General features: G+C 65.1%; 22 protein-coding genes and 1 riboswitch. Of the genes, 12 read left to right on the forward strand and 10 right to left on the reverse strand.

Features of this window, described 5'->3' with window-relative positions:
• Positions 1–62: 62 nt before the first annotated feature.
• The 5 genes from gmk to J3474_RS15475 all read left to right on the forward strand — a co-directional run bounded on the left by gmk (position 63) and on the right by J3474_RS15475 (position 2,824).
• Positions 63–731: a guanylate kinase gene (gmk, locus tag J3474_RS15455; RefSeq protein ID WP_007011949.1), complete on the forward strand. Its 669-nt coding sequence runs from the start codon at positions 63–65 to the stop codon at positions 729–731.
• 90 nt (positions 732–821) lie between these two features.
• Positions 822–1,658 carry a 2,3,4,5-tetrahydropyridine-2,6-dicarboxylate N-succinyltransferase gene (dapD, locus tag J3474_RS15460; protein ID WP_013832193.1) on the forward strand — a complete coding sequence of 279 codons (837 nt, stop codon included), beginning with the start codon at positions 822–824 and terminating at the stop codon, positions 1,656–1,658.
• Positions 1,659–1,764: 106 nt separating this feature from the next.
• Entirely contained in the window at positions 1,765–1,980 is a 216-nt protein-coding gene (locus tag J3474_RS15465; protein WP_013832192.1) for a hypothetical protein, read from the forward strand.
• 92 nt (positions 1,981–2,072) lie between these two features.
• Entirely contained in the window at positions 2,073–2,492 is a 420-nt protein-coding gene (locus J3474_RS15470; protein WP_013832191.1) for a DUF1810 domain-containing protein, read from the forward strand.
• Positions 2,493–2,620: 128 nt separating this feature from the next.
• Complete coding sequence (locus J3474_RS15475) at positions 2,621–2,824, forward strand: hypothetical protein (RefSeq protein WP_041558757.1); 204 nt, start codon at positions 2,621–2,623, stop codon at positions 2,822–2,824.
• A gap of 53 nt (positions 2,825–2,877) precedes the next feature.
• Here J3474_RS15475 and J3474_RS15480 read toward each other — a convergent pair whose 3' ends face one another.
• Positions 2,878–4,146: a dipeptidase gene (locus J3474_RS15480; protein ID WP_207094732.1), complete on the reverse strand. Its 1,269-nt coding sequence runs from the start codon at positions 4,144–4,146 to the stop codon at positions 2,878–2,880.
• 467 nt (positions 4,147–4,613) lie between these two features.
• Between J3474_RS15480 and J3474_RS15485 the strand changes: the two genes are divergently transcribed.
• The 3 genes from J3474_RS15485 to J3474_RS15495 all read left to right on the forward strand — a co-directional run bounded on the left by J3474_RS15485 (position 4,614) and on the right by J3474_RS15495 (position 7,828).
• Entirely contained in the window at positions 4,614–6,200 is a 1,587-nt protein-coding gene (locus J3474_RS15485; protein WP_207094733.1) for a GMC family oxidoreductase, read from the forward strand.
• 19 nt (positions 6,201–6,219) lie between these two features.
• Positions 6,220–6,660 carry a cupin domain-containing protein gene (locus J3474_RS15490; protein ID WP_207094734.1) on the forward strand — a complete coding sequence of 147 codons (441 nt, stop codon included), beginning with the start codon at positions 6,220–6,222 and terminating at the stop codon, positions 6,658–6,660.
• A gap of 67 nt (positions 6,661–6,727) precedes the next feature.
• Positions 6,728–7,828 (forward strand): TrkA family potassium uptake protein, encoded by a 1,101-nt coding sequence (locus tag J3474_RS15495; RefSeq protein WP_207094735.1) that lies wholly within the window; start codon positions 6,728–6,730, stop codon positions 7,826–7,828.
• Positions 7,829–7,843: 15 nt separating this feature from the next.
• Here the strand turns inward: J3474_RS15495 and J3474_RS15500 are convergent, their stop codons facing one another.
• Positions 7,844–8,050 carry a Rieske 2Fe-2S domain-containing protein gene (locus tag J3474_RS15500; RefSeq protein ID WP_207094736.1) on the reverse strand — a complete coding sequence of 69 codons (207 nt, stop codon included), beginning with the start codon at positions 8,048–8,050 and terminating at the stop codon, positions 7,844–7,846.
• 953 nt (positions 8,051–9,003) lie between these two features.
• Between J3474_RS15500 and J3474_RS15505 the strand changes: the two genes are divergently transcribed.
• Both J3474_RS15505 and J3474_RS15510 read left to right on the forward strand, forming a co-directional pair.
• Positions 9,004–9,432, forward strand: a complete 429-nt coding sequence (locus tag J3474_RS15505) for an OsmC family protein (RefSeq protein WP_013832186.1) — start codon at positions 9,004–9,006, stop codon at positions 9,430–9,432.
• A gap of 78 nt (positions 9,433–9,510) precedes the next feature.
• The gene (locus J3474_RS15510) at positions 9,511–10,050 is read left to right on the forward strand and encodes a hypothetical protein (protein WP_242528423.1); all 540 of its coding nucleotides are present in this window, start codon (positions 9,511–9,513) and stop codon (positions 10,048–10,050) included.
• On the opposite strand, the gene J3474_RS15515 is transcribed toward J3474_RS15510, so the two are convergent.
• Positions 10,047–10,502 carry a COG3650 family protein gene (locus tag J3474_RS15515; protein WP_207094738.1) on the reverse strand — a complete coding sequence of 152 codons (456 nt, stop codon included), beginning with the start codon at positions 10,500–10,502 and terminating at the stop codon, positions 10,047–10,049. The genes J3474_RS15510 and J3474_RS15515 overlap by 4 nt on opposite strands.
• A 312-nt stretch (positions 10,503–10,814) precedes the next feature.
• On the opposite strand from J3474_RS15515, the gene J3474_RS15520 reads away from it, so the two are divergent.
• A complete protein-coding gene (locus tag J3474_RS15520; RefSeq protein WP_013832183.1) occupies positions 10,815–11,087 on the forward strand; it encodes a hypothetical protein in 273 nt (90 codons plus the stop codon).
• Between the two features lie 119 nt (positions 11,088–11,206).
• On the opposite strand, the gene J3474_RS15525 is transcribed toward J3474_RS15520, so the two are convergent.
• The 5 genes from J3474_RS15525 to thiC form a co-directional block, all read right to left on the reverse strand.
• Positions 11,207–11,608, reverse strand: a complete 402-nt coding sequence (locus tag J3474_RS15525; protein ID WP_207094739.1) for a hypothetical protein — start codon at positions 11,606–11,608, stop codon at positions 11,207–11,209.
• Between the two features lie 112 nt (positions 11,609–11,720).
• A complete protein-coding gene (locus tag J3474_RS15530; RefSeq protein WP_013832181.1) occupies positions 11,721–12,122 on the reverse strand; it encodes a DUF4440 domain-containing protein in 402 nt (133 codons plus the stop codon).
• A gap of 145 nt (positions 12,123–12,267) precedes the next feature.
• On the reverse strand, positions 12,268–12,588 hold the full coding sequence (locus tag J3474_RS15535; RefSeq protein ID WP_207094740.1) for an antibiotic biosynthesis monooxygenase: 321 nt from the start codon (positions 12,586–12,588) through the stop codon (positions 12,268–12,270).
• 77 nt (positions 12,589–12,665) lie between these two features.
• Positions 12,666–13,058, reverse strand: coding sequence for a DOPA 4,5-dioxygenase family protein (locus J3474_RS15540; protein ID WP_242528424.1), 393 nt, complete (start codon positions 13,056–13,058; stop codon positions 12,666–12,668).
• Between the two features lie 69 nt (positions 13,059–13,127).
• Positions 13,128–14,996 carry a phosphomethylpyrimidine synthase ThiC gene (gene thiC / locus J3474_RS15545; protein WP_207094741.1) on the reverse strand — a complete coding sequence of 623 codons (1,869 nt, stop codon included), beginning with the start codon at positions 14,994–14,996 and terminating at the stop codon, positions 13,128–13,130.
• 39 nt (positions 14,997–15,035) lie between these two features.
• Positions 15,036–15,143, reverse strand: a riboswitch (TPP riboswitch).
• 45 nt (positions 15,144–15,188) lie between these two features.
• Here thiC and J3474_RS15550 point away from each other — a divergent pair.
• Entirely contained in the window at positions 15,189–15,815 is a 627-nt protein-coding gene (locus J3474_RS15550) for an SOS response-associated peptidase family protein (RefSeq protein ID WP_242528425.1), read from the forward strand.
• 6 nt (positions 15,816–15,821) lie between these two features.
• On the opposite strand, the gene J3474_RS15555 is transcribed toward J3474_RS15550, so the two are convergent.
• A complete protein-coding gene (locus J3474_RS15555) occupies positions 15,822–16,220 on the reverse strand; it encodes a hypothetical protein (protein ID WP_207094742.1) in 399 nt (132 codons plus the stop codon).
• Between the two features lie 144 nt (positions 16,221–16,364).
• Complete coding sequence (locus tag J3474_RS15560) at positions 16,365–18,002, reverse strand: DUF4261 domain-containing protein (protein WP_242528426.1); 1,638 nt, start codon at positions 18,000–18,002, stop codon at positions 16,365–16,367.
• Positions 18,003–18,063 lie beyond the last annotated feature (61 nt).

Below are 18,063 nucleotides of genomic sequence, written 5' to 3' on the forward strand. Positions count from 1 at the left end.
GCAACCGCACCGCGATTGCGCAGCCCTCTTGATTTGCAGCGTCCCGCCCGCCATCGGGGGGCATGGACAGCGCATCCCACCCCATCCAAGACGCAGCCGCCGGCGGCTCGCTGGCCCGGCGCGGCCTCATGTTCATCATGTCCTCGCCCTCGGGCGCCGGCAAGACGACGATTTCGCGCATGCTGCTCGAACGTGACGAGCACATCTGCATGTCGGTTTCCTGCACCACCCGTCCGCCGCGCCCGGGCGAAGTCGATGGCAAGGACTACCATTTCGTCAGTCAGGCAGAGTTCGACCGCATGGTCGCCGACGAGGAATTCCTCGAATGGGCCACGGTGTTCGGCAACAGCTACGGCACCCCCAAGGCGCAAGTGAAGGCGGGCCTCAAGGAAGGGCAGGACTACCTGTTCGACATCGATTGGCAGGGCACGCAGCAGCTTTACCAGAAGCTGGAGCGCGACGTCGTGCGCGTATTCCTGCTGCCGCCCAGCATCGACGAACTGCGCCGCCGCCTGACCGGGCGCGGCACCGACAGCGAGGACGTGATCGCCGCGCGCATGGAACGCGCCCGTTCCGAGATCAGCCACTGGGACGGCTACGACTACGTCGTCGTCAACGACGATATCGACGCCTGCTTCGACAAGGTGCGCGAGATCCTGGCCGCCGAACGGATGCGCCGCGCCCGCCAGACCGGCCTGATCGGCTTCGTTCGCGAACTGATGACGCCCTGAGCGTTCGGGCCGGAACCCTCAATCGACTTGTCCTGCGCGCGCCCACGCTCTAGGCGCGCCACGAACGTACCCTTGCCGGAGAATACCAAGATGTCCGAACTCGAAACCGCGATCGAAGCCGCCTGGGAAGCGCGCGACACCGTCACCCCCAAGAGCGACGACGTTCGCAAGATCGTCGACGAAGCGCTCGGCCTTATCGAATCGGGCGCCGCGCGCGTGGCCGAACCCGACGGCCAGGGTGGCTGGAAGGTAAACCAGTGGCTGAAGAAGGCCGTTCTCCTGAGCTTCCGCCTCAATGACAATGCCCCGGTCCCCGGCGCCGCCGGCGGCTCGCCCGCGTTCGACAAGGTGCCGGTGAAGTTCGACGGCTGGGATGAGGCGAAGTTCCGCGAAGCCGGCTTCCGCGTCGTACCCGGCGCCGTCGCCCGCCGCGGCACCTTCATCTCGAAGAACGTCGTGCTCATGCCCAGCTTCGTCAACATCGGCGCCTACGTCGGTGAAGGCACGATGGTCGACACCTGGGCGACCGTCGGCTCGTGCGCCCAGATCGGCAAGAACGTCCACATCTCGGGCGGCGTCGGCATCGGCGGCGTGCTCGAACCGCTGCAGGCCGGCCCGGTCATCATCGAGGACAACGCCTTCATCGGCGCGCGTTCGGAAGTGGCCGAAGGCGTCATCGTCGGCGAAGGCGCGGTGATCTCGATGGGCGTGTTCCTGGGCGCATCGACCAAGATCATCGACCGTGCGACCGGCGAAGTCCACATCGGCAAGGTTCCGCCCTACGCGGTTGTCGTCCCCGGCTCGCTGCCCGGCAAGCCGCTGCCCGACGGCACCCCCGGACCGTCGCTTTACTGCGCCGTGATCGTCAAGACGGTCGATGCCCAGACCCGCTCGAAAACCGGCATCAACGAGTTGCTGCGCGACTGATCCACTTTCCCGGCGCGGGCAATCGCGCCGGAACGGTGTTCGCCATGGTGCGTTGCCTAGGGAAAGGGCCACGAAAAAGGTCCCGACCCGATAAAGGAGACGCACCATGGAAACCCGTGGCGAAGAAATACATATCGACAAGGACGAAGCCCGCGCCGGCAACACGCCGAATATCGTGCGCTACGTCCTTGTCATCAGCCTGGCGCTGGCGATCGTCGCACTCTCGGCGATCTGGATCACCGGCGCGCTGACCGACGACAATCCCGAAGGCAGCAACAGCGCGACTGCAGCAGCTTCCGTGCAGGGCGACAGCATGAGCTGACATCGCCCGCGACAGCTCGGCTGCGAATCACTATCATGCTTCCCGGCTCCCGCACCCTTTGCAAGAGGCGGGGCCATGATGGGGAGATTCGCGTGGCCGACCTTGAACGCTTCGTCGATGCTCAGCGGGCGTTCTATGCCCAGGCGCTCAGCGAACTGCAGGACGGCGCCAAGATGAGCCACTGGATGTGGTTCATCTTCCCCCAGATCGACGGCCTTGGCACCAGCCAGACCGCCCGCCTTTACGCCATATCCGGCCTTACCGAAGCCCGGGAATATCTGGCGCACGAGGTACTCGCCCCGCGGCTCACCGCCTGCACCGAAGCGATGCTGATCTGGGCCGGGAAACGCAGTGCGACTTCAATTCTCGGCGAAGTCGACGCGATGAAATTCTGCAGTTGCATGACCCTGTTCGAAGCGGCCGGCGGCGGCGAATGCTTCGCCCATGCTCTCGACGCCTTCTGCCAGGGGCGCCGCGACGAACGCACGCTGGAACTGCTCAACCTGCGCTAGGCGCCCCGCCTCTGAGGCCACCCGATTCGCGCCTTGCGGGAACCGGTCAGCGGGCTTACATTCCAAGGGTAGGCCCGATTTTCAAAAGCGGCGCCAGACAGTCGCCGGGCCTGCGGGAGAGAGCGACTATGCAACGCATTGGCGAAGAAGTTCATCTGGACACCGAGGAAGCGCGGGGCGGTTCCACGCCCCATATCGTGCGCTACATACTGATCGGCAGTCTGGCCCTGGCGATCCTGGCCATGTCGGCGATCTGGATCACCCGCGCCGTATCCGAACGCCCCGCACAGGGCTGGCCGGTCACGGCCGAACAGCACGCGCTGGGCGGATAAGACACGGCTCGTGTCCGGCGGACGAGACTTCGGCCGCCGGATTGCAGGCGCAGTCAGAACGTCGTCGGCGATTCGATGGCCGGATCACCGCGGTGGGCTGACGCGTAGGCTTCAGCCGCTTTCATTACCCGCATCATGTTGCCGCTGGCAATTTTCTCCAGATCCGCTTTCGCCATGCCCCGGCGCACCAGTTCGGTGAACAGCGCGGGATAAGTCGACACGTCTTCCATCCCCGCAACCGTGACATCGACGCCGTCGAAATCGCCGCCCAGCCCGACATGGTCGATCCCGGCGACCCTGACGACATGTTCGATGTGGTCGGCGACGTCGCTTATCGAGCCGCGCGGCATCGGGTTGGCCTTTTCCCAGGCCTTCAGGGCCGCCTCCGCGCCCTCGGGATCGCCCGGATGCAGGGATGCCTGCCGCGCCTTTTCCCCGGCCTGCGCCGCCAGCCACTGGCGGGTCGGCTCGACCACGTAAGTCGGGAAAACATTGACCATGACGATCCCTCCGTTCTTCGCCAGCAGTTCAAGAACGTCGTCGGGGACATTGCGCGTATGGCCGTTGATCGCCCGCGCGTTGGAATGGCTGAACATCACCGGCGCGCGCGCGACCTCCAACGCATCGCGCATGGTCGCCGCGCTTACATGGCTGAGATCCACGAGCATTCCCATGCGCTGCATCTCGCGCACGACATCGCGGCCGAACTCGGTGAGCCCGCCATGCTCGGGCGTGTCGGTGGCGCTGTCGGCCCAGGCGGTGTTCCTGAAATGCGTGAGCGTCATGTAGCGCGCGCCGAGCGCATACATCTGCCGCAGTACGCCCAGCGATCCGCCGATCGACTGGCCGCCCTCCATCCCCAGCAGCGAAGCCACCTTGCCCGCCTTCATGGCCCGCGCCACATCGGCGCTGCTTGTCGCGAACATCAGGTCCTTGGGATAGGCGGCGATCAGGCGCTTTGCGACGTCGATCTGCTCCAGCGTCGCCTGCACCGCATGCTGGTCGTCCAGCTTGGCCGAAACATAGACCGACCAGAACTGTGCGCCCACATGCCCCTTGCGCAGGCGCGCAATGTCCGTCTGCATCGCCTGCAGATCGTGCCCCGGATCGGCGGTTCCGCTCGTGTCGGTAAAGTCGAAGCCTGCAAGGATGTCCTTGCGCCTTTCGCGCAGCTGCTCGGGCACATCGTTGTGTCCGTCCCACACGGGGGCTTCGCGCAGGGCCGACAAGGCGACCTGCTGCGGATCGGGCGCGGCGATGGCAACAGCGGGGGACGCGGCCAGGGCAAGGAGCAGGCTTGTGCGCAAGGCTTTGTATCGCATGGCTTCCCTCATTCGACCGAAGAATGCCGCGAACAGACGCGATCGCGCCGCAAAGCACAAGCCCCGGCAAATATTGGAGTCAGTTCGATTGAAGCCTACAGGGGAAGAAGCCGCCGGCGGAGGCGGATGCCGAACGCGATCTCAGCGATCGCGATCCCCCCGGACCGAAGCTTTACCCCCCGACAAAGCTTCGTCCCCGAGCGCCAGCGGCTTCTGTCAAAAATGGCGACATGGCCGCCATCCCCCTGCACGCCGAAGGATTAGGTACAATCCCTTGCAGAAGTGTTAACAGGAACGGAAGCAGCTGGAATACGCAAGGTTTGCGCTTAACATCACCTGCATACTGTTAGCTTTCCGTCACCGTAAAGAAATCCGACAATACCGGAACGGCCAAGATCGCCCGGATCGCAGCCAGCTACACACTTTGCCGGTAGATCGCAGCGGTCGAACAGCTTAACTGCGAGGCCATGGGAGAGTTCGACTACATCATCGTCGGTGGCGGCAGCGCCGGTTGCGTGCTTGCCAATCGCCTGAGTACGGCCCCGGGAAACCGCGTCCTCCTGCTCGAAGCAGGCGGCAAGGACGACTACATCTGGATCCGCGTCCCGGTGGGCTACCTCTATTGCATCGGCAACCCGCGAACCGACTGGTGCATGTCCACGCAAGCCGAGGCGGGCCTCAACGGACGCATGCTGAAGTATCCGCGCGGGCGCGTCCTGGGCGGCTGCTCCTCGATCAATGGCATGATCTACATGCGCGGACAGGCAGCCGACTATGACGGTTGGCGGCAGGCCGGCAACTCCGGCTGGGGGTGGGACGAGGTACTGCCCTACTTCAAGCAGGCCGAGGACCACTTCGAAGGGCCCAGCGCATACCACGGCAGCGGCGGGGAACTCCGCGTGGAGAAGCAACGCCTGCGCTGGAAGATCCTCGAGGCGTTCCAGCAGGCCTGCAGCGAGTACGGGATCGCCGCCGTGGACGACTTCAATCGCGGCGACAATGAAGGCGCGGGCTTCTTCCAGGTTACCCAGCGCAAGGGCTGGCGCTGGAGCGCTGCCGATGCCTTCCTGCGTCCGGTACGCTCACGCGCGAACCTCAAGATCGAGACCGGTGCCCTCGTCGACAAGGTGATCGTCGAGGACGGACGCGCGGTCGGTATCGCCTATTGCGTCGGAAGCGAGCAGCGCACGGCCAGGGCGCGCGGCGAAGTCGTGCTGGCGGCAGGCGCAATCGGCTCACCCGCGATACTCGAGCGCAGCGGCATCGGCGATGCAGCCCACCTGTCTGCGCTGGGCATCGCCCCTCTGGTCGACCGCCCGGAAGTCGGCGGCAACCTGCAGGACCACCTGCAACTGCGCTGCGCCTGGAAAGTCTCGGGCGTGGCCACGCTCAACCAGCGCGCCGCCAATCTGTTCGGCAAGGCGCTGATCGGGCTGGAATATGTCCTGCGCCGCACCGGCCCCATGGCGATGGCTCCCAGCCAGTTGGGCGCCTTCACGAAAAGCGACGCGCGCTACGCCACGGCCAACCTGGAATATCACGTCCAGCCGCTCAGCCTCGAAGCCTTCGGCGGCGCGCTGGACCCCTTCCCCGCCTTCACCGCCAGCGTATGCAACCTGCGCCCCGAGAGCCGCGGAACAACCCGGATCGCCAGCGCCGATCCGGCCGAGGCGCCGGGTATCCGCCCCAACTACCTATCAACCGAGGAAGACCGCCGCGTCGCAGCCCAGGCCATCCGCGTGACCCGCGGCATCGTCGCGCAGCCCGCCCTTGCCCGCTACAACCCCGAGGAAGTGCGCCCCGGCGCCGCCTACCAGAGCGAGGAAGACCTGCAGCGCGCGGCAGGCGACATCGGCACGACCATCTTCCACCCGGTCGGTACCGCGGCGATGGGCTCGGTCGTCGATGCCGAGCTGCGCGTTATCGGACTTGATCGCCTGCGGGTCATCGATGCATCGGTCATGCCCACGATCACGTCTGGCAACACCAATGCGCCCACGATGATGATCGCCGAAAAGGGTGCCGCGATGATCCTCGCCGCCGCGCGAGCCTGAAGAAGGGGAAGCACGACAGATGAGCGACGCCGATACGACCGCTGGGCAGATCGTCGCGCGCCTCGGCCTTGAACCGCACCCGGAGGGCGGCTGGTACCGCGAGACCTGGCGCGCCGACGCCCTGCCTGGAACGCGCGCTGGTGCCACGGCCATCCATTTCCTGCTCGAGGCAGGCCAGCGCTCCCACTGGCACCGCGTCGATGCCGCCGAACTGTGGCTGTGGCATGCCGGACATCCGCTCACGCTGGAGATGGCGCCCGATGAAGCCGGCCCTGTCAGCCGAACCGTGCTGGGCGGCAATGTCCTGTCGGGCGAGGCGCCTCAGGTCCTCGTGCCGCCGGGCCTCTGGCAGGCGGCGGCGCCGATCGGCGGCTGGACGCTGGCAAGCTGCGTGGTCGCGCCCGGATTCGAGTTCTCGGGCTTCGAACTGGCCCCGCCCGACTGGTCGCCACGCAGCTGACGGACGCTGGACAAGTCCGGCCCGCTCGCGCAGTCTCCTTGTCGGGGAATTTCGGGGGTCCGGCCGCATGGCAGGCGAGTATGACAGCATAGACGTGGCCGCCCGCCGCGTACTCGGTTCGCCGCTGCAGAACCTCGTGCGCGCGGCGATCTTCGTCCTCGCCGTCTTCGTGCTCGCCACCGCAGGCTTCGTCGCATCCGGCTGGAGTTTCGGCGACGCCGCCTACATGGTCATCCTCACGATCTTCTCGGTGGGTTACGGCGAAGTCCACCCGATCGACACCGCCTGGCTGCGCACGCTCGACATCGCGACGATCGTGCTGGGCTGCACCGGCATGATCGTGCTGACCGGTGCCCTCGTCCAGGTCTTCGCGCATTACCAGATACGCAACATTCTCGGGATCGACCGCATGCAAAGCCAGATCGACCGCCTCACCAACCACGCCATCGTCTGCGGCTACGGCCGCATCGGCAAGCAGCTTGCCATAGAGCTGCAACGCGCACGAACCCCGTTCATCATCGTCGACCGCAACCCGGCCAAGATAGCCGAGGCCGAAGCGGCAGGACACCTGACACTCAAGGCCGATGCCACCGATGAAGCCTCGCTCAAGTCAGCGGGGATCGAACGCGCCCGGGTCCTGGCGACAGTCTTGCCCGACGATGCGCTCAATGTTTTCATCACTCTCTCGGCCCGCAACCTCAATCCGCGGATGGAAATCATCGCCCGCGGCGAATATCCCACGACCGAAGGCAAGCTGATCCACGCCGGGGCCGACAAGGTGGTGCTGCCCACCCATATCGGGGCCGAACGGATCGCCGAGATGATCGTCTATCCCACGACGTCGCGTTTCCTGGGCGAAGCCCCGCAAGTGCGCGATCTCAAGCGCGGCCTGCACGAATTCGGGCTGGAGATCGAGGCGGTGACGGTTCCGGAAAAGTCGGCGCTGGCAGGGGCAACGGTCGGGGAAGCCGAGCGCCGGGCCTGCGGCGCGTTCTTCCTCGTCCAGATCGACCGGCCCAATGGCCAGAGCTACGTCCACCCTGCCGAGGACACGCGCATCGAGGCGGGCGATACGGTCGTGCTCGTCCTGCGCGGCACGCGGATGACGGCGGGCTCGATCTTCACCGAACCGCGCCAGCCTTTCAAGATGGGACGCGGTTACAACTGACCGGAAGCCGCACGGCTAGGCGCGGTGCAATTCGCAGGTGAGCGTGCCGCGTTCCAACCTGCCGCGACAGACCCCGAAGCCAAGATGCGGACATTTGCGCTGCGCGTCGAAGCGACTGCCCCGCGACTTCGCCACGGCCAGGCCAAGGCCCTGCACTCCCATGGCTGCAACAACCGGGCGGCCCTGCCGAGTCGCACTTTCCAACATCGTCACGAATGCCATTGCCATCCCCTGATGGGCTACCGACCGATGCGTCCGGCCCGTCCCGATGAAAGCAACATAAAGGCATCGGCGCAGGAAAACTTTGCGCCAGCGCAACAAGGCGCGGCAGTTTCCTGCCACGCCTTGCGCTTCTCCCCGTTCCCTCGGCCTACGGCGCGACCCGAATGGCTCTGCGGGTTTTCGATCGAACCAGCGTTACCTGCTTGTATCCGACCTATGCATCTGGACTCACGGTATTCCGACGCCATGCGCGCGCCGGCACTTCCCGATAGACGATCTGCCCTGCACCCGGCACAAGCGCCAACCGCTGCCCGCCGGTCTGCAATCCGGCCGGTGCGCACAGTGGCAATGCCGAGAGCAGGACCAGATCGTCTGCTCGGGGAACCGATATGTCGCTGGTAGAAATGGTGCCTGTCATCGCTGCAGGCTCACGGGCCCGGTGATCCAGCCGGACACGATAGCCCGAGCGCCAACACCAGGAGCGAAGCCTTGTCTTTGGTCTGCCATGAATTGCTTCAAGACGACATCCTCTTCCCTGGCAATTCCGTCTTAGCAGACTGCCTTATTGGTAAAGGTGAACATAACATTGCCATAAGCAATGCAAAAGTCCCCAATGGGATTATCGCCGATCCGATCCCTTTTTGCATCGCAAAAACAACGGGACAGAACTCTTGCGCACGTTTTCGCGCGAGGCGCAGGGCCTTTCGGTCGCAGTTGTAGCGAGGTCCCGCACATGCGATTCCCGGATATGCGGGGCTTGCGGCAACAGCCATACTTGCACTCGCTCACTGGGCCCGCTCCGCTGCCGCTGAGGATCGGAACCGGCACTGTCTTGCGGATGCTGCATTGCGCAATGGATTGCAGCGTCCGACTTCGCGGTTTTACACGGGAACATCCACAGCTTTGTCTACGTTACGTGCCCGTACTGTCCACTCGGCAAGAAAGGCCCGGCCATGACCACCAATTCCGCTTCCGCGCGCTACGAAGGCTTCGGCAAGAACGGCAAGGGCGCGATCAGCACCCGCTCCGGCGTCCTGAGCGACCAACCTTACGGTTTCGGAACCCGATTCGAAGGCCAGCCGGGCACAAATCCCGAGGAACTCATCGCCGCAGCCCATGCCGCCTGCTTCACAATGGCAACCAGCTTTGCGCTCGCATCGGCGGGCCACGATGGCGGCACACTTGAGACGAATTGCGTGGTGACGCTCGACAAGGACGGTGCGGGCTTCAAGGTGACAAAGTCCGAACTCTCGCTAAGCGCCACGATCCCCGGCATCAGCCAGGAGGACTTCGCGAGCATCGCCGACGATGCCAAGGCCAACTGCCCGATCTCCAAGCTGCTCAATTGCGAAGTCACGCTGGAGAAGTCGCTGGCCGGCTGAGCCCGCAGGCCAGTGGCCGGAACGCTCCGGCCACTGGCGCGTTACCGATTTTCGAGGGGGGCAACCGGAGACGGCGAGTTGCCTGGTACGACACAGATCCTTGGCGCCCTGCTCGGCGCCGTCACCTTGGGAACGCTGGCAGGCGCGACGATCCCCACGGCGATGAAGCCGGCCTTCGGGCCCGACTGGCGCGATCGCTACGGCGTGCGCTTCAATCCTTCCGCAGCGACGTACTACGTCGAGGCTGGACCCGAGGACCTCAGCCCCCCTTCCGACACGACGCCGCGCTGGGCCGTTTCCTATTACCCGCCAATCCGCCAGTCGATGGATGAAGATCGCGACTGGCTGGAAGGCGCCAGCGCCGATGCCATGCAATATACCGCATACACCCGCGATCCGGACGCAGATTACCGCGATGCCGTGTCGTACGATGACAAAGCTACGACGCAGGGCGAGCCGGCCCTGACTGGCATCGCCGGGCACCGCGTCATCGAGCCGGTGCGCGCCGCCATGCACGAAGTCAAGGTGGACACCAGGGCTGAAGCCGCCGTCGCTGCTGCCGCGCGTACCGCTAGCGCCGCGGCAATCTCGATACCGCGCCTGAGCGAGGGGCTCTAACCCCGCTCCCCACCCGTCCTGGGATTGTTCCTGGTCCATGCGCAACCCTGACGGGCCTCATCGCCAATGCGCAAGGTTACGCCAAAAGGATAGTCTGCGCTGGACATACCGTCGCTGCATTCGCCCGGCGTGATTGCCAGCGTCATTTCGCCGCCCGAGAGGCTACCGCTGAGAGAGAGCCCCCCGCGACCGGCAAAGCGTGCAACGGCGATCGTTTCACCTTCCGGATTTTCCGGTGTCGTATAGGTCAGGCTCGTTCCTTCGGCCTTCCCGCCCCAGAACGGTTCCGTACCGATGAAGTGGACGACCTCATCCTTGGCTATTCCATTCCATGGCCGGTGATCGTTGCTGTCACCCGGAACGTCGGATGCGCCCGGCTGGCAAGCGGCGAGCGTCAGCGATGCGGCAAGCAGGCCCCGGCGGGCAACGAACAGGGCTCGTGATCCGATCATGAACGGGGCCTACGCTGCCGCACGCGGTCTAGCAAGCATCTGCAGCACGAGGGATTCGCAACGGGCATCTCGCCCATGCAGCATATCCTTGTTCACCTGCCGAACATCGAATTCCGCAGCAGAGAGGCAAAAATCGGCGAAGATCCGCGAAAAATCACGTTTATCAGGTCATTGTGCAGATAGTTGCAAATACTGCAACAATGGCTGCAGCAATCGAATTTGCCAATCGCTGCTCAGCTCGACATGCTGCAATGCAACAAGACACAAGGGTGCCCGAGGCAAACTCCTGCACTCCGACGAAAGGACTTTGCCATGTTCAAGACCGTTCTCACCGCCGCTGCCGTCCTCGTTGCCGTTCCGGCTGCCGCTCAGGCCGAAGATGCCCGCAACTTCTCGCACGAAGGCGTCGACTACGCCTACACCACCGAGCAGAAGGGCGACGTTACCGTGATCAAGGGAACCGCTTCGGGCGGCGTGCCGTTCCGCCTCTATGTTTCGGGCGAACGCGTGACCGGCACCTACAACTACCGCACCGTGAACTTCAAGGTCACCGATGCCGACCAGGCTCTCGCCAAGCTCAAGTAAGCCTTCACGGCTGGCCGCAAGGCCCGCACGGCAAGCATGAAAAGGGCGCCATCCCCCGGGATTGGCGCCCTTTCTATTGGTATCTGCACATGCGCGTCGCGGTATCGGGGCGCGCGGGGTCAGTGCAGCCGGCGCGTGCCGCCCTGCCCTTGCACCAGGCGCACTTCGATCGCGCCCGCAGCGTCCTCGACCCCATGCTTCTCGCAGATGTTTGCCAAGAGCTCCGCGACATCCTCGTCGCCGGCCTCGCGGTCGATGGGATAACGGGCAATTACCATGTCATCGATCACGTCCACGACGCTGAAGTGCCGGTTGCGGCCGGCCTCGGCGAGGGCATCGAGGTCGAAACCCTCGGCAAGATCCCAGATCTTACCCCCGCGCGACTTGATCGGGCGCTGGCAATAGCGGCAGGTGCAGTGCAGCACCCCGTCGTCCTCGCGGTGCCTGCGGCCCGCCGGCACATGTTTGCGCAAGTACCAGCACTGGGCGAGTGGGACCGAAGCGTTCATCTTGCTGAGCATTGCCGTACCTGTTTTCGCGATCTTCAACCTGACGGCCCGGCCCTGCAGAGCCGCCGTCCTGAAGATGAAAACGGTCGTTAGCTGTCGAAGTTAAGCGACTGCGCCCGCCGATTCACGCGAGGGTGACGTAGATCTCCGCCACGATGACCCACTCGCCCAGCACTTCGCGCCATTTCGCGGTGTAGTTACCGCTGCCCAGCGACTTGCCCGAACGGTCCTCCAGGCCTTGCCAGCGCCCATACTCCAGCGCGATCGGCTCGACTGCGGAAACGACCACCCGGTCCGGCGTGCGCGTGTAGATCGCCCGGGCCGGGCTCGCGAACTCGCGCTTCCAGACCTTGAGCTGGGCGTTGCGGCCCGAAATCACGGCACTGTCCGATCCAGTCACCATCACGCAGTCGCGCCCGAGGATGGGCGCAATGGCAGCCAGGTCGCCATTTTCGATCGCATGATTGAAGGCAGCGCGTCGCGTGCGCACGGCAAGTTCGGCGGCGGAATTGGCAAACTGGTTCATGACATCCCTTTGCGGCCCGCTGCGATGCATAACGCTTTACGCGCCGCGCGCAATTTGCCGGGCGCTGCCTATCCGCGCCTTTTTGCGATGGGATTGCGGGTAGATCCAGGCTTTCACCGGCCTGCGGCCGGGTCCGTCGATAGCCTTAGCCTTCGCGCTCGAGCAGATCGTCGGTGACCTCCATCAGCAACAGCGGCTCCTCCGCCCAATCACCGATGGCATCGACGAACGCGGCGCGGGTGTCCGGCTCGTCATAGACCATCCGCGCATCGAAGGCCCGCTGCCAGGTCTCGCGGTCGGGCCACTCGGCAACGCCGATAAAGCGGCCCGTTTCGGCTTCGTAGTGGAGGCGCGAACCGAGCGAGCCGTACTTTTCGCGGATGAGCGCCGTTCCGCGGCGCCAGGCTGCCCGGAACTGCTCTTCCTTGCCGGGATGGACTTTCCACCAGTAGGCGGCGACGAACATGGCGGGCTCCTCTCTTCCTGCTGCCGCGCGGCACATTCATCAAGGCAACGCAGGCAGGCCCGCATGGGTTGCCAGCCCTACATGAACTGCGAAAGGTTGAGTTCCTCGGAGGGGCCGAACCAGACGACGTGGCTGGTGTGGTCGATCAGGTCGTTGCCGGTTTCTGCATGGCCGAAAATCGTCAACGCACCGCGGTTTACGGCGGCCCAGGTGGTGAAGTCGCCGAAGACCTCACCCGGAACGGTCAACTGGCAGCTGCCGCGAGGATGCGGCCCGACCGGACGCTGGTGGAAGCGGCCGACTTTCACGCCGAAGCGCACACGGACCCGCTCGGCAAGCGCCTGGGCCTGCTCCAGTTCGGCAGGGTCGAAATAAATATGGGCGTGAAAGACATCGGGCCGGTTCATCGCGCGTAGCTGGGCACTGTCCGTCCGCCGGTCAAGAGCCATGGGCGGGACTTTCCCGCCCATGGCTCCTGGTCATCATGCAATCCCGGCACCTTCGCCACGCCCAGAATAGACGCTGGAAACCGGCGAGGGTTACTCGGCCTCGTCAGCGGGCAGGTACAGTTCGTTGCCCTTTTCCTTGTAGACCTTGGACATCTCTTCCATGCCCTTTTCCGCTTCGTCAGCGGCAAGGAACCCGGTGCTCGGCTGGTTCTGCTTGGCGGCGAAGTCGCGCACTTCCTGACTGATCTTCATCGAGCAGAACTTGGGCCCGCACATCGAGCAGAAGTGCGCGGTCTTGGCGCCTTCGGCCGGAAGCGTCTGGTCGTGGTACTGCTCTGCCGTGTCCGGATCGAGGCTGAGGTTGAACTGGTCGCGCCAGCGGAACTCGAAACGGGCCTTCGACAGGGCATCGTCGCGCACCTGCGCAGCCGGGTGGCCCTTGGCAAGGTCCGCCGCGTGGGCCGCCAGCTTGTAGGTGACCACGCCGACCTTCACGTCGTCGCGGTCGGGCAGGCCGAGGTGCTCCTTAGGCGTGACGTAGCAGAGCATCGCCGTGCCGTACCAACCGATCTGGGCCGCGCCGATGCCGCTGGTGATGTGGTCGTAGCCCGGCGCGATGTCGGTCGTGAGCGGCCCAAGCGTGTAGAACGGGGCTTCGCCGCAGCTTTCCAGCTGCTTTTCCATGTTCTCCTTGATCTTGTGCATCGGCACGTGGCCGGGGCCTTCGATCATGACCTGGACGTCCTGCTCCCAGGCCTTCTTGGTCAGTTCACCCAGCGTATAGAGCTCGGCGAACTGCGCCTCGTCGTTGGCGTCGTAGATCGAGCCGGGACGCAGGCCATCACCGAGCGAGTAGGCGATGTCGTAGGCCTTCATGATCTCGGTGATCTCGTCGAAGTTCTCGTAGAGGAACGACTCCTTGTGGTGGGCAAGGCACCACTTGGCCATGATCGAACCGCCACGGCTGACGATGCCGGTCATGCGCTTGGCTGCCAGCGGGATGTAGGGCAGGCGCACGCCGGCGTGGATCGTGAAGTAGTCGACGCCCTGCTCTGCCTGTTCGATCAGGGTGTCGCGGAAGATCTCCCAGGTCAGTTCCTCGGCAATGCCCCCGACCTTTTCCAGCGCCTGGTAGATCGGCACGGTGCCGATCGGAACCGGGCTGTTGCGGATGATCCATTCGCGCGTGTCGTGGATGTTGCGCCCGGTCGACAGGTCCATGACGGTATCCGCGCCCCAGCGGATCGACCAGACCATCTTGTCGACTTCGCTGGCAACGTCCGAGGCAACCGCCGAATTGCCGATGTTGGCGTTGATCTTGACCAGGAAGTTGCGACCGATGGCCATCGGCTCGCTTTCCGGGTGATTGACGTTCGAAGGGATGATCGCACGGCCGCGCGCCACTTCGTCCCGCACGAACTCGGGCGTCACGTAGTCGGGGATCGAGGCGCCGAAGCTCTCGCCCGAGCGGTTGTACTCGGCAAGGCGCGCCCGGCCCAGATTCTCGCGCTCGGCGACATATTCCATCTCCGGCGTGATGATGCCCTGGCGGGCGTAATGCATCTGCGAGAGGTTCTTGCCGGCCTTGGCGCGCAGGGGCTTGCGCAGCGCGGTCGGGAACGGGGGCACGCCGCCCGAACGATCCGGGCCGAGCTGGCCGTTGTCTTCCGGCTTCACTTCGCGCGGCGCGTATTCCTCCACGTCGCCGCGGGCGAGCTGCCATTCGCGGCGCAGCGCGGGCAGACCGGCGGCAATGTCGATTGCCGCGTCGGGATCGGTGTAGGCGCCCGAGGTATCATAGACGCGCACCGGCGGCTCGCCGCTCGAGGGTTCGAGATAAATCTCGCGCATGGCGACCTTGACCGAGGGGTTCGACTGGGCCGGGACGTAGATCTTCTTCGAGCCGCGGATGGGCCCGGTGGTTACGCCGATTTCCAGCTTGGAATTGATGTCGGCCATAAGCGCTTCTCTCCAGTGAGCGGATAGGGCGCGGATGTGCCGATGCGGCTGTCCACTCCCTCCGCCCGTGCTAACGGGTTCAGGTTCAACGGGTCTTGTGGAGCATACCCACAACTCTCAGCCTTGCTGGCTCCCCGGGGGTGGGCGGACAATAGACGGGTGCGGTGCGTCCGTCTAGGGACCCTGCAAGACATGCCCATGCTTTATCGCCTCGACGCGCCTGCACAGGCGGTTGCACGCCAGTTCGGCGCCCGCGCGAACGACGACCCCTGGGCCGGTGGCCATGTCGCGCCGGGCCAGTTTGCGCCGGTCATCACCGCCGGGCGGGAAATGATCGCGGGGCCGCGCCCTTCAGGCAGGCAGCCGCGCCGCATGGTGCCGCGCCTGTGGGGCGTGCCGCCGCCGCCCGCGGTCCACGACGCCCCGCGCCACGGCATCCTCTCGGTGCGCAATCTCGAAAGCCCGTTCTGGATCGGCAATCTCAGGAACAGCGAGTTTCGTTGCGTCGTCCCCTGCACTGCCTTCATGGAATGGGGCGCCACCCGCGACCGGGAAGGCAAGCGTCGCCAGTGCTGGTTCGCACTGGAAGATCAGCCGATCTTCGCAATGGCCGCGGTTTGGAAGGACAGCGAAATCCCGGGCTTCGCGCTGCTGACATGCGAGCCCAACGCCGCCCTGCGCTTCGCCGGACGCGATTCGATGCCGGTAATCCTGCCACCGGGCCCGGAAGCCCTCGACCTGTGGCTCAACGGCGGATGGGACCGGGCGAAGGCGCTGGTCGCCCCCTATTCGTCATCGCTCATGCGTGAGCGCGGCTAGTCGCGCTCAGAAGTGCGGAATGGCAACCGCGATCCCTGTTATGCCGATCAGGATCGAAAGCCAGGCCCAGAGTTTCGACATGGGCCCGAACCGGCGCAGCCAGAAGGCCATGTAGACGTCCGAGAAGGCCAGCACGACCAGCGCCTCGATGATCATCAGCCCGCCCAGCACGCTCATCGCACCCGACAGCCAGTCAGTCGAAGCCCAGGGATTGACGATGTAGATAGCCGCGCCAAGGAACAGCTCCAGCAGTGCCGCAATCAATTGGAGTGCGGGCGAAGCGCCGATTTCCTCCAGCATTTTCTGCCAGTGGCCGGCCTGCCGCAGCTCACCGATCCCAGCGAAGAGCGCAAACAGGCCCAGGAACAGCGCGGTCCAGGCCGGCGCAAGCGATAGATCGGGCATTCAAATCCTCCATCCCAAAAGCCGATCCCGCCAGTACGATGGACCTCGACCGGAGCACAGTAAAGGCATCAATGACTTGGCATGATCCGAAGGCCCTTGAGCCGGGTGTCCGCTGGGCCGCAACGGAAGCCGGACAGGAGGGCGTTACAGCCCCTTGCGGCCGAAACCGCCGGGGACCCGGCGCGGCGCGGCGAAGCCGATCGGTGGCTGGCGGCTGTGCAGGATCGTGGCGGGCCATGTGCCGGGCACCGGGTCGGGATGAGGCACGCTCGAAACTGGCGGGCCTGCCAGTTCCATCAGCAGCACCGGCACCGGATTCTGGCGCGAAGGCTCCGCGCTTTCATCGTGCCAGATCCGCACCGACAGGTCGCCCGCATCGTCGCCGAAGGTATCGCCGTGGCGGATCACCGGCCCCTCGGTCAGCAGGTAGCGCATGACCTCATTCAGCTTTTCGGCGACGAAATCGAGAGTTCCCGGCGCGTTCCAGGCCTCCACCTCGCGGCCGACGAAAGGCAGCATTCCCGCGGTGGACAGGGATACCGCGTCCGCCTCGGTCGAATGGAACGCTGTCCAGAGGAACAGGCGCATCGGCACTTCGTCATTGGCAAGGGGACTGACAAGGGCAGGCAGGTCCCCGGCAGTGTAGGCGCACGAATGGGCCGGGAGATAGACACCGCAGAAGGCCTCCTGCGCCAGTGCCCCTTGCGCCACCACGGCCAGCACCATCGCCATGACCTTGGCGCTTTGCCGGATGTCCACGAACTCGCCGACCTCGGTGTCGAGGTCGCAGGCGATGACGGCATGTCCGGCATGACGGCGCAGGTTCCGCAGTCCCTCGCCCGGTTCGCACCAGAAGCTACGATAAAGCGCGCGCTCCACCATCCACGCGGGCAGAGGCGCGGGCGCATGCGATATCGAAATCGCGCAGCCGCGGCCGGTGATCCGGCCACGGTCGGGTCCTTGGGCAGCAACCTGCCACTCGCCTTCGTCATCGATCGAGGCGAGGCCCTCGGCCAGCATGTCCCAGTCTATGTCGAGACCATGCGCAGCGAAGAGCGGGACGATCGTCGGCAGGCGATCGCGCCGGGGCAGTTCGCGGAAGAAGGGAGGCGGCAGCGACTGGTCCAGCAGGCGCGCGAGGTGCTCGGACGGGTCATCTGACATGGCCTCGGCAATTCCGGCCTCGATCTCGGCCAGCCCGACGATGTCGAAGCCCAGTCGCTCCGAGCGCTGGTGGGGCAGAAGATCATCGTATGGCAATTCGGCCAGATCGACGCTCCCGGCTGCGGCGTGCGCATCGCCTGGGCAAGCCGGCTGACACGGCATGGCCGGTGCACCCAGCGCCGCGGCGATGGTTTGCCCGTCATGCACCTTCTGGTCGAGCCAGGCGATTTCTTCGGCGTCGAGCCAGGGCATGCCCTCGCCAAAGCGGGCGACGGCGGTCTCGGGCTCGGTCCCTGCAAGGGCCAGGGCCACCGCACAGGCGATTTGCTCACACAGCGCCTGATCCTCGCTCGTCGGTGTCCCGATCACGATGGCACAACCCCGTCGCGGGGCGTCGGGAATCGACTCGTCGTCCAGCTGGCGCAGCGGCACGATCACGACTTCACCGGCGCTGCGGCCGATCAGCAGGACCTCGCGCCCAAAGGACGTGGAGCAGTAGGCGCTGCCATCGTCATGATCGCCGCAGGTCCAGCCGAACCTGGGCGCGGCCCGCATGAGCTGCGTGCGCAACTCGCCCGCGGGAAGGCTGGGCCGGGCGCTGAGGATGACCGTGACCATCATGCCTCTCCCTTTCTTCCTGAGCTGTCCAGACGGCGAGTCCTACGCCGCATTGGTTAAG

The sequence above is a fragment of the Novosphingobium sp. PY1 genome (assembly GCF_017312445.1).
In the GTDB taxonomy this organism is placed as follows: Bacteria; Pseudomonadota; Alphaproteobacteria; order Sphingomonadales; family Sphingomonadaceae; genus Novosphingobium.

Bases quoted from the DNA above. Each gene is read 5' to 3' on its own strand.
- J3474_RS15540 (WP_242528424.1), bottom strand. From the start codon at position 13,058: ATGGGCGGGAAAGTCCCGCCCATGGCTCTTGACCGGCGGACGGACAGT.
- J3474_RS15495 (WP_207094735.1), top strand. From the start codon at position 6,728: ATGGCAGGCGAGTATGACAGCATAGACGTGGCCGCCCGCCGCGTACTC.
- J3474_RS15505 (WP_013832186.1), top strand. From the start codon at position 9,004: ATGACCACCAATTCCGCTTCCGCGCGCTACGAAGGCTTCGGCAAGAAC.
- J3474_RS15475 (WP_041558757.1), top strand. From the start codon at position 2,621: ATGCAACGCATTGGCGAAGAAGTTCATCTGGACACCGAGGAAGCGCGG.
- J3474_RS15515 (WP_207094738.1), bottom strand. From the start codon at position 10,502: ATGATCGGATCACGAGCCCTGTTCGTTGCCCGCCGGGGCCTGCTTGCC.
- J3474_RS15530 (WP_013832181.1), bottom strand. From the start codon at position 12,122: ATGAACCAGTTTGCCAATTCCGCCGCCGAACTTGCCGTGCGCACGCGA.
- J3474_RS15550 (WP_242528425.1), top strand. From the start codon at position 15,189: ATGCCCATGCTTTATCGCCTCGACGCGCCTGCACAGGCGGTTGCACGC.
- gmk (WP_007011949.1), top strand. From the start codon at position 63: ATGGACAGCGCATCCCACCCCATCCAAGACGCAGCCGCCGGCGGCTCG.
- thiC (WP_207094741.1), bottom strand. From the start codon at position 14,996: ATGGCCGACATCAATTCCAAGCTGGAAATCGGCGTAACCACCGGGCCC.
- J3474_RS15490 (WP_207094734.1), top strand. From the start codon at position 6,220: ATGAGCGACGCCGATACGACCGCTGGGCAGATCGTCGCGCGCCTCGGC.
- J3474_RS15560 (WP_242528426.1), bottom strand. From the start codon at position 18,002: ATGGTCACGGTCATCCTCAGCGCCCGGCCCAGCCTTCCCGCGGGCGAG.
- dapD (WP_013832193.1), top strand. From the start codon at position 822: ATGTCCGAACTCGAAACCGCGATCGAAGCCGCCTGGGAAGCGCGCGAC.
- J3474_RS15520 (WP_013832183.1), top strand. From the start codon at position 10,815: ATGTTCAAGACCGTTCTCACCGCCGCTGCCGTCCTCGTTGCCGTTCCG.
- J3474_RS15465 (WP_013832192.1), top strand. From the start codon at position 1,765: ATGGAAACCCGTGGCGAAGAAATACATATCGACAAGGACGAAGCCCGC.
- J3474_RS15555 (WP_207094742.1), bottom strand. From the start codon at position 16,220: ATGCCCGATCTATCGCTTGCGCCGGCCTGGACCGCGCTGTTCCTGGGC.
- J3474_RS15535 (WP_207094740.1), bottom strand. From the start codon at position 12,588: ATGTTCGTCGCCGCCTACTGGTGGAAAGTCCATCCCGGCAAGGAAGAG.
- J3474_RS15480 (WP_207094732.1), bottom strand. From the start codon at position 4,146: ATGCGATACAAAGCCTTGCGCACAAGCCTGCTCCTTGCCCTGGCCGCG.
- J3474_RS15500 (WP_207094736.1), bottom strand. From the start codon at position 8,050: ATGGCATTCGTGACGATGTTGGAAAGTGCGACTCGGCAGGGCCGCCCG.
- J3474_RS15485 (WP_207094733.1), top strand. From the start codon at position 4,614: ATGGGAGAGTTCGACTACATCATCGTCGGTGGCGGCAGCGCCGGTTGC.
- J3474_RS15525 (WP_207094739.1), bottom strand. From the start codon at position 11,608: ATGCTCAGCAAGATGAACGCTTCGGTCCCACTCGCCCAGTGCTGGTAC.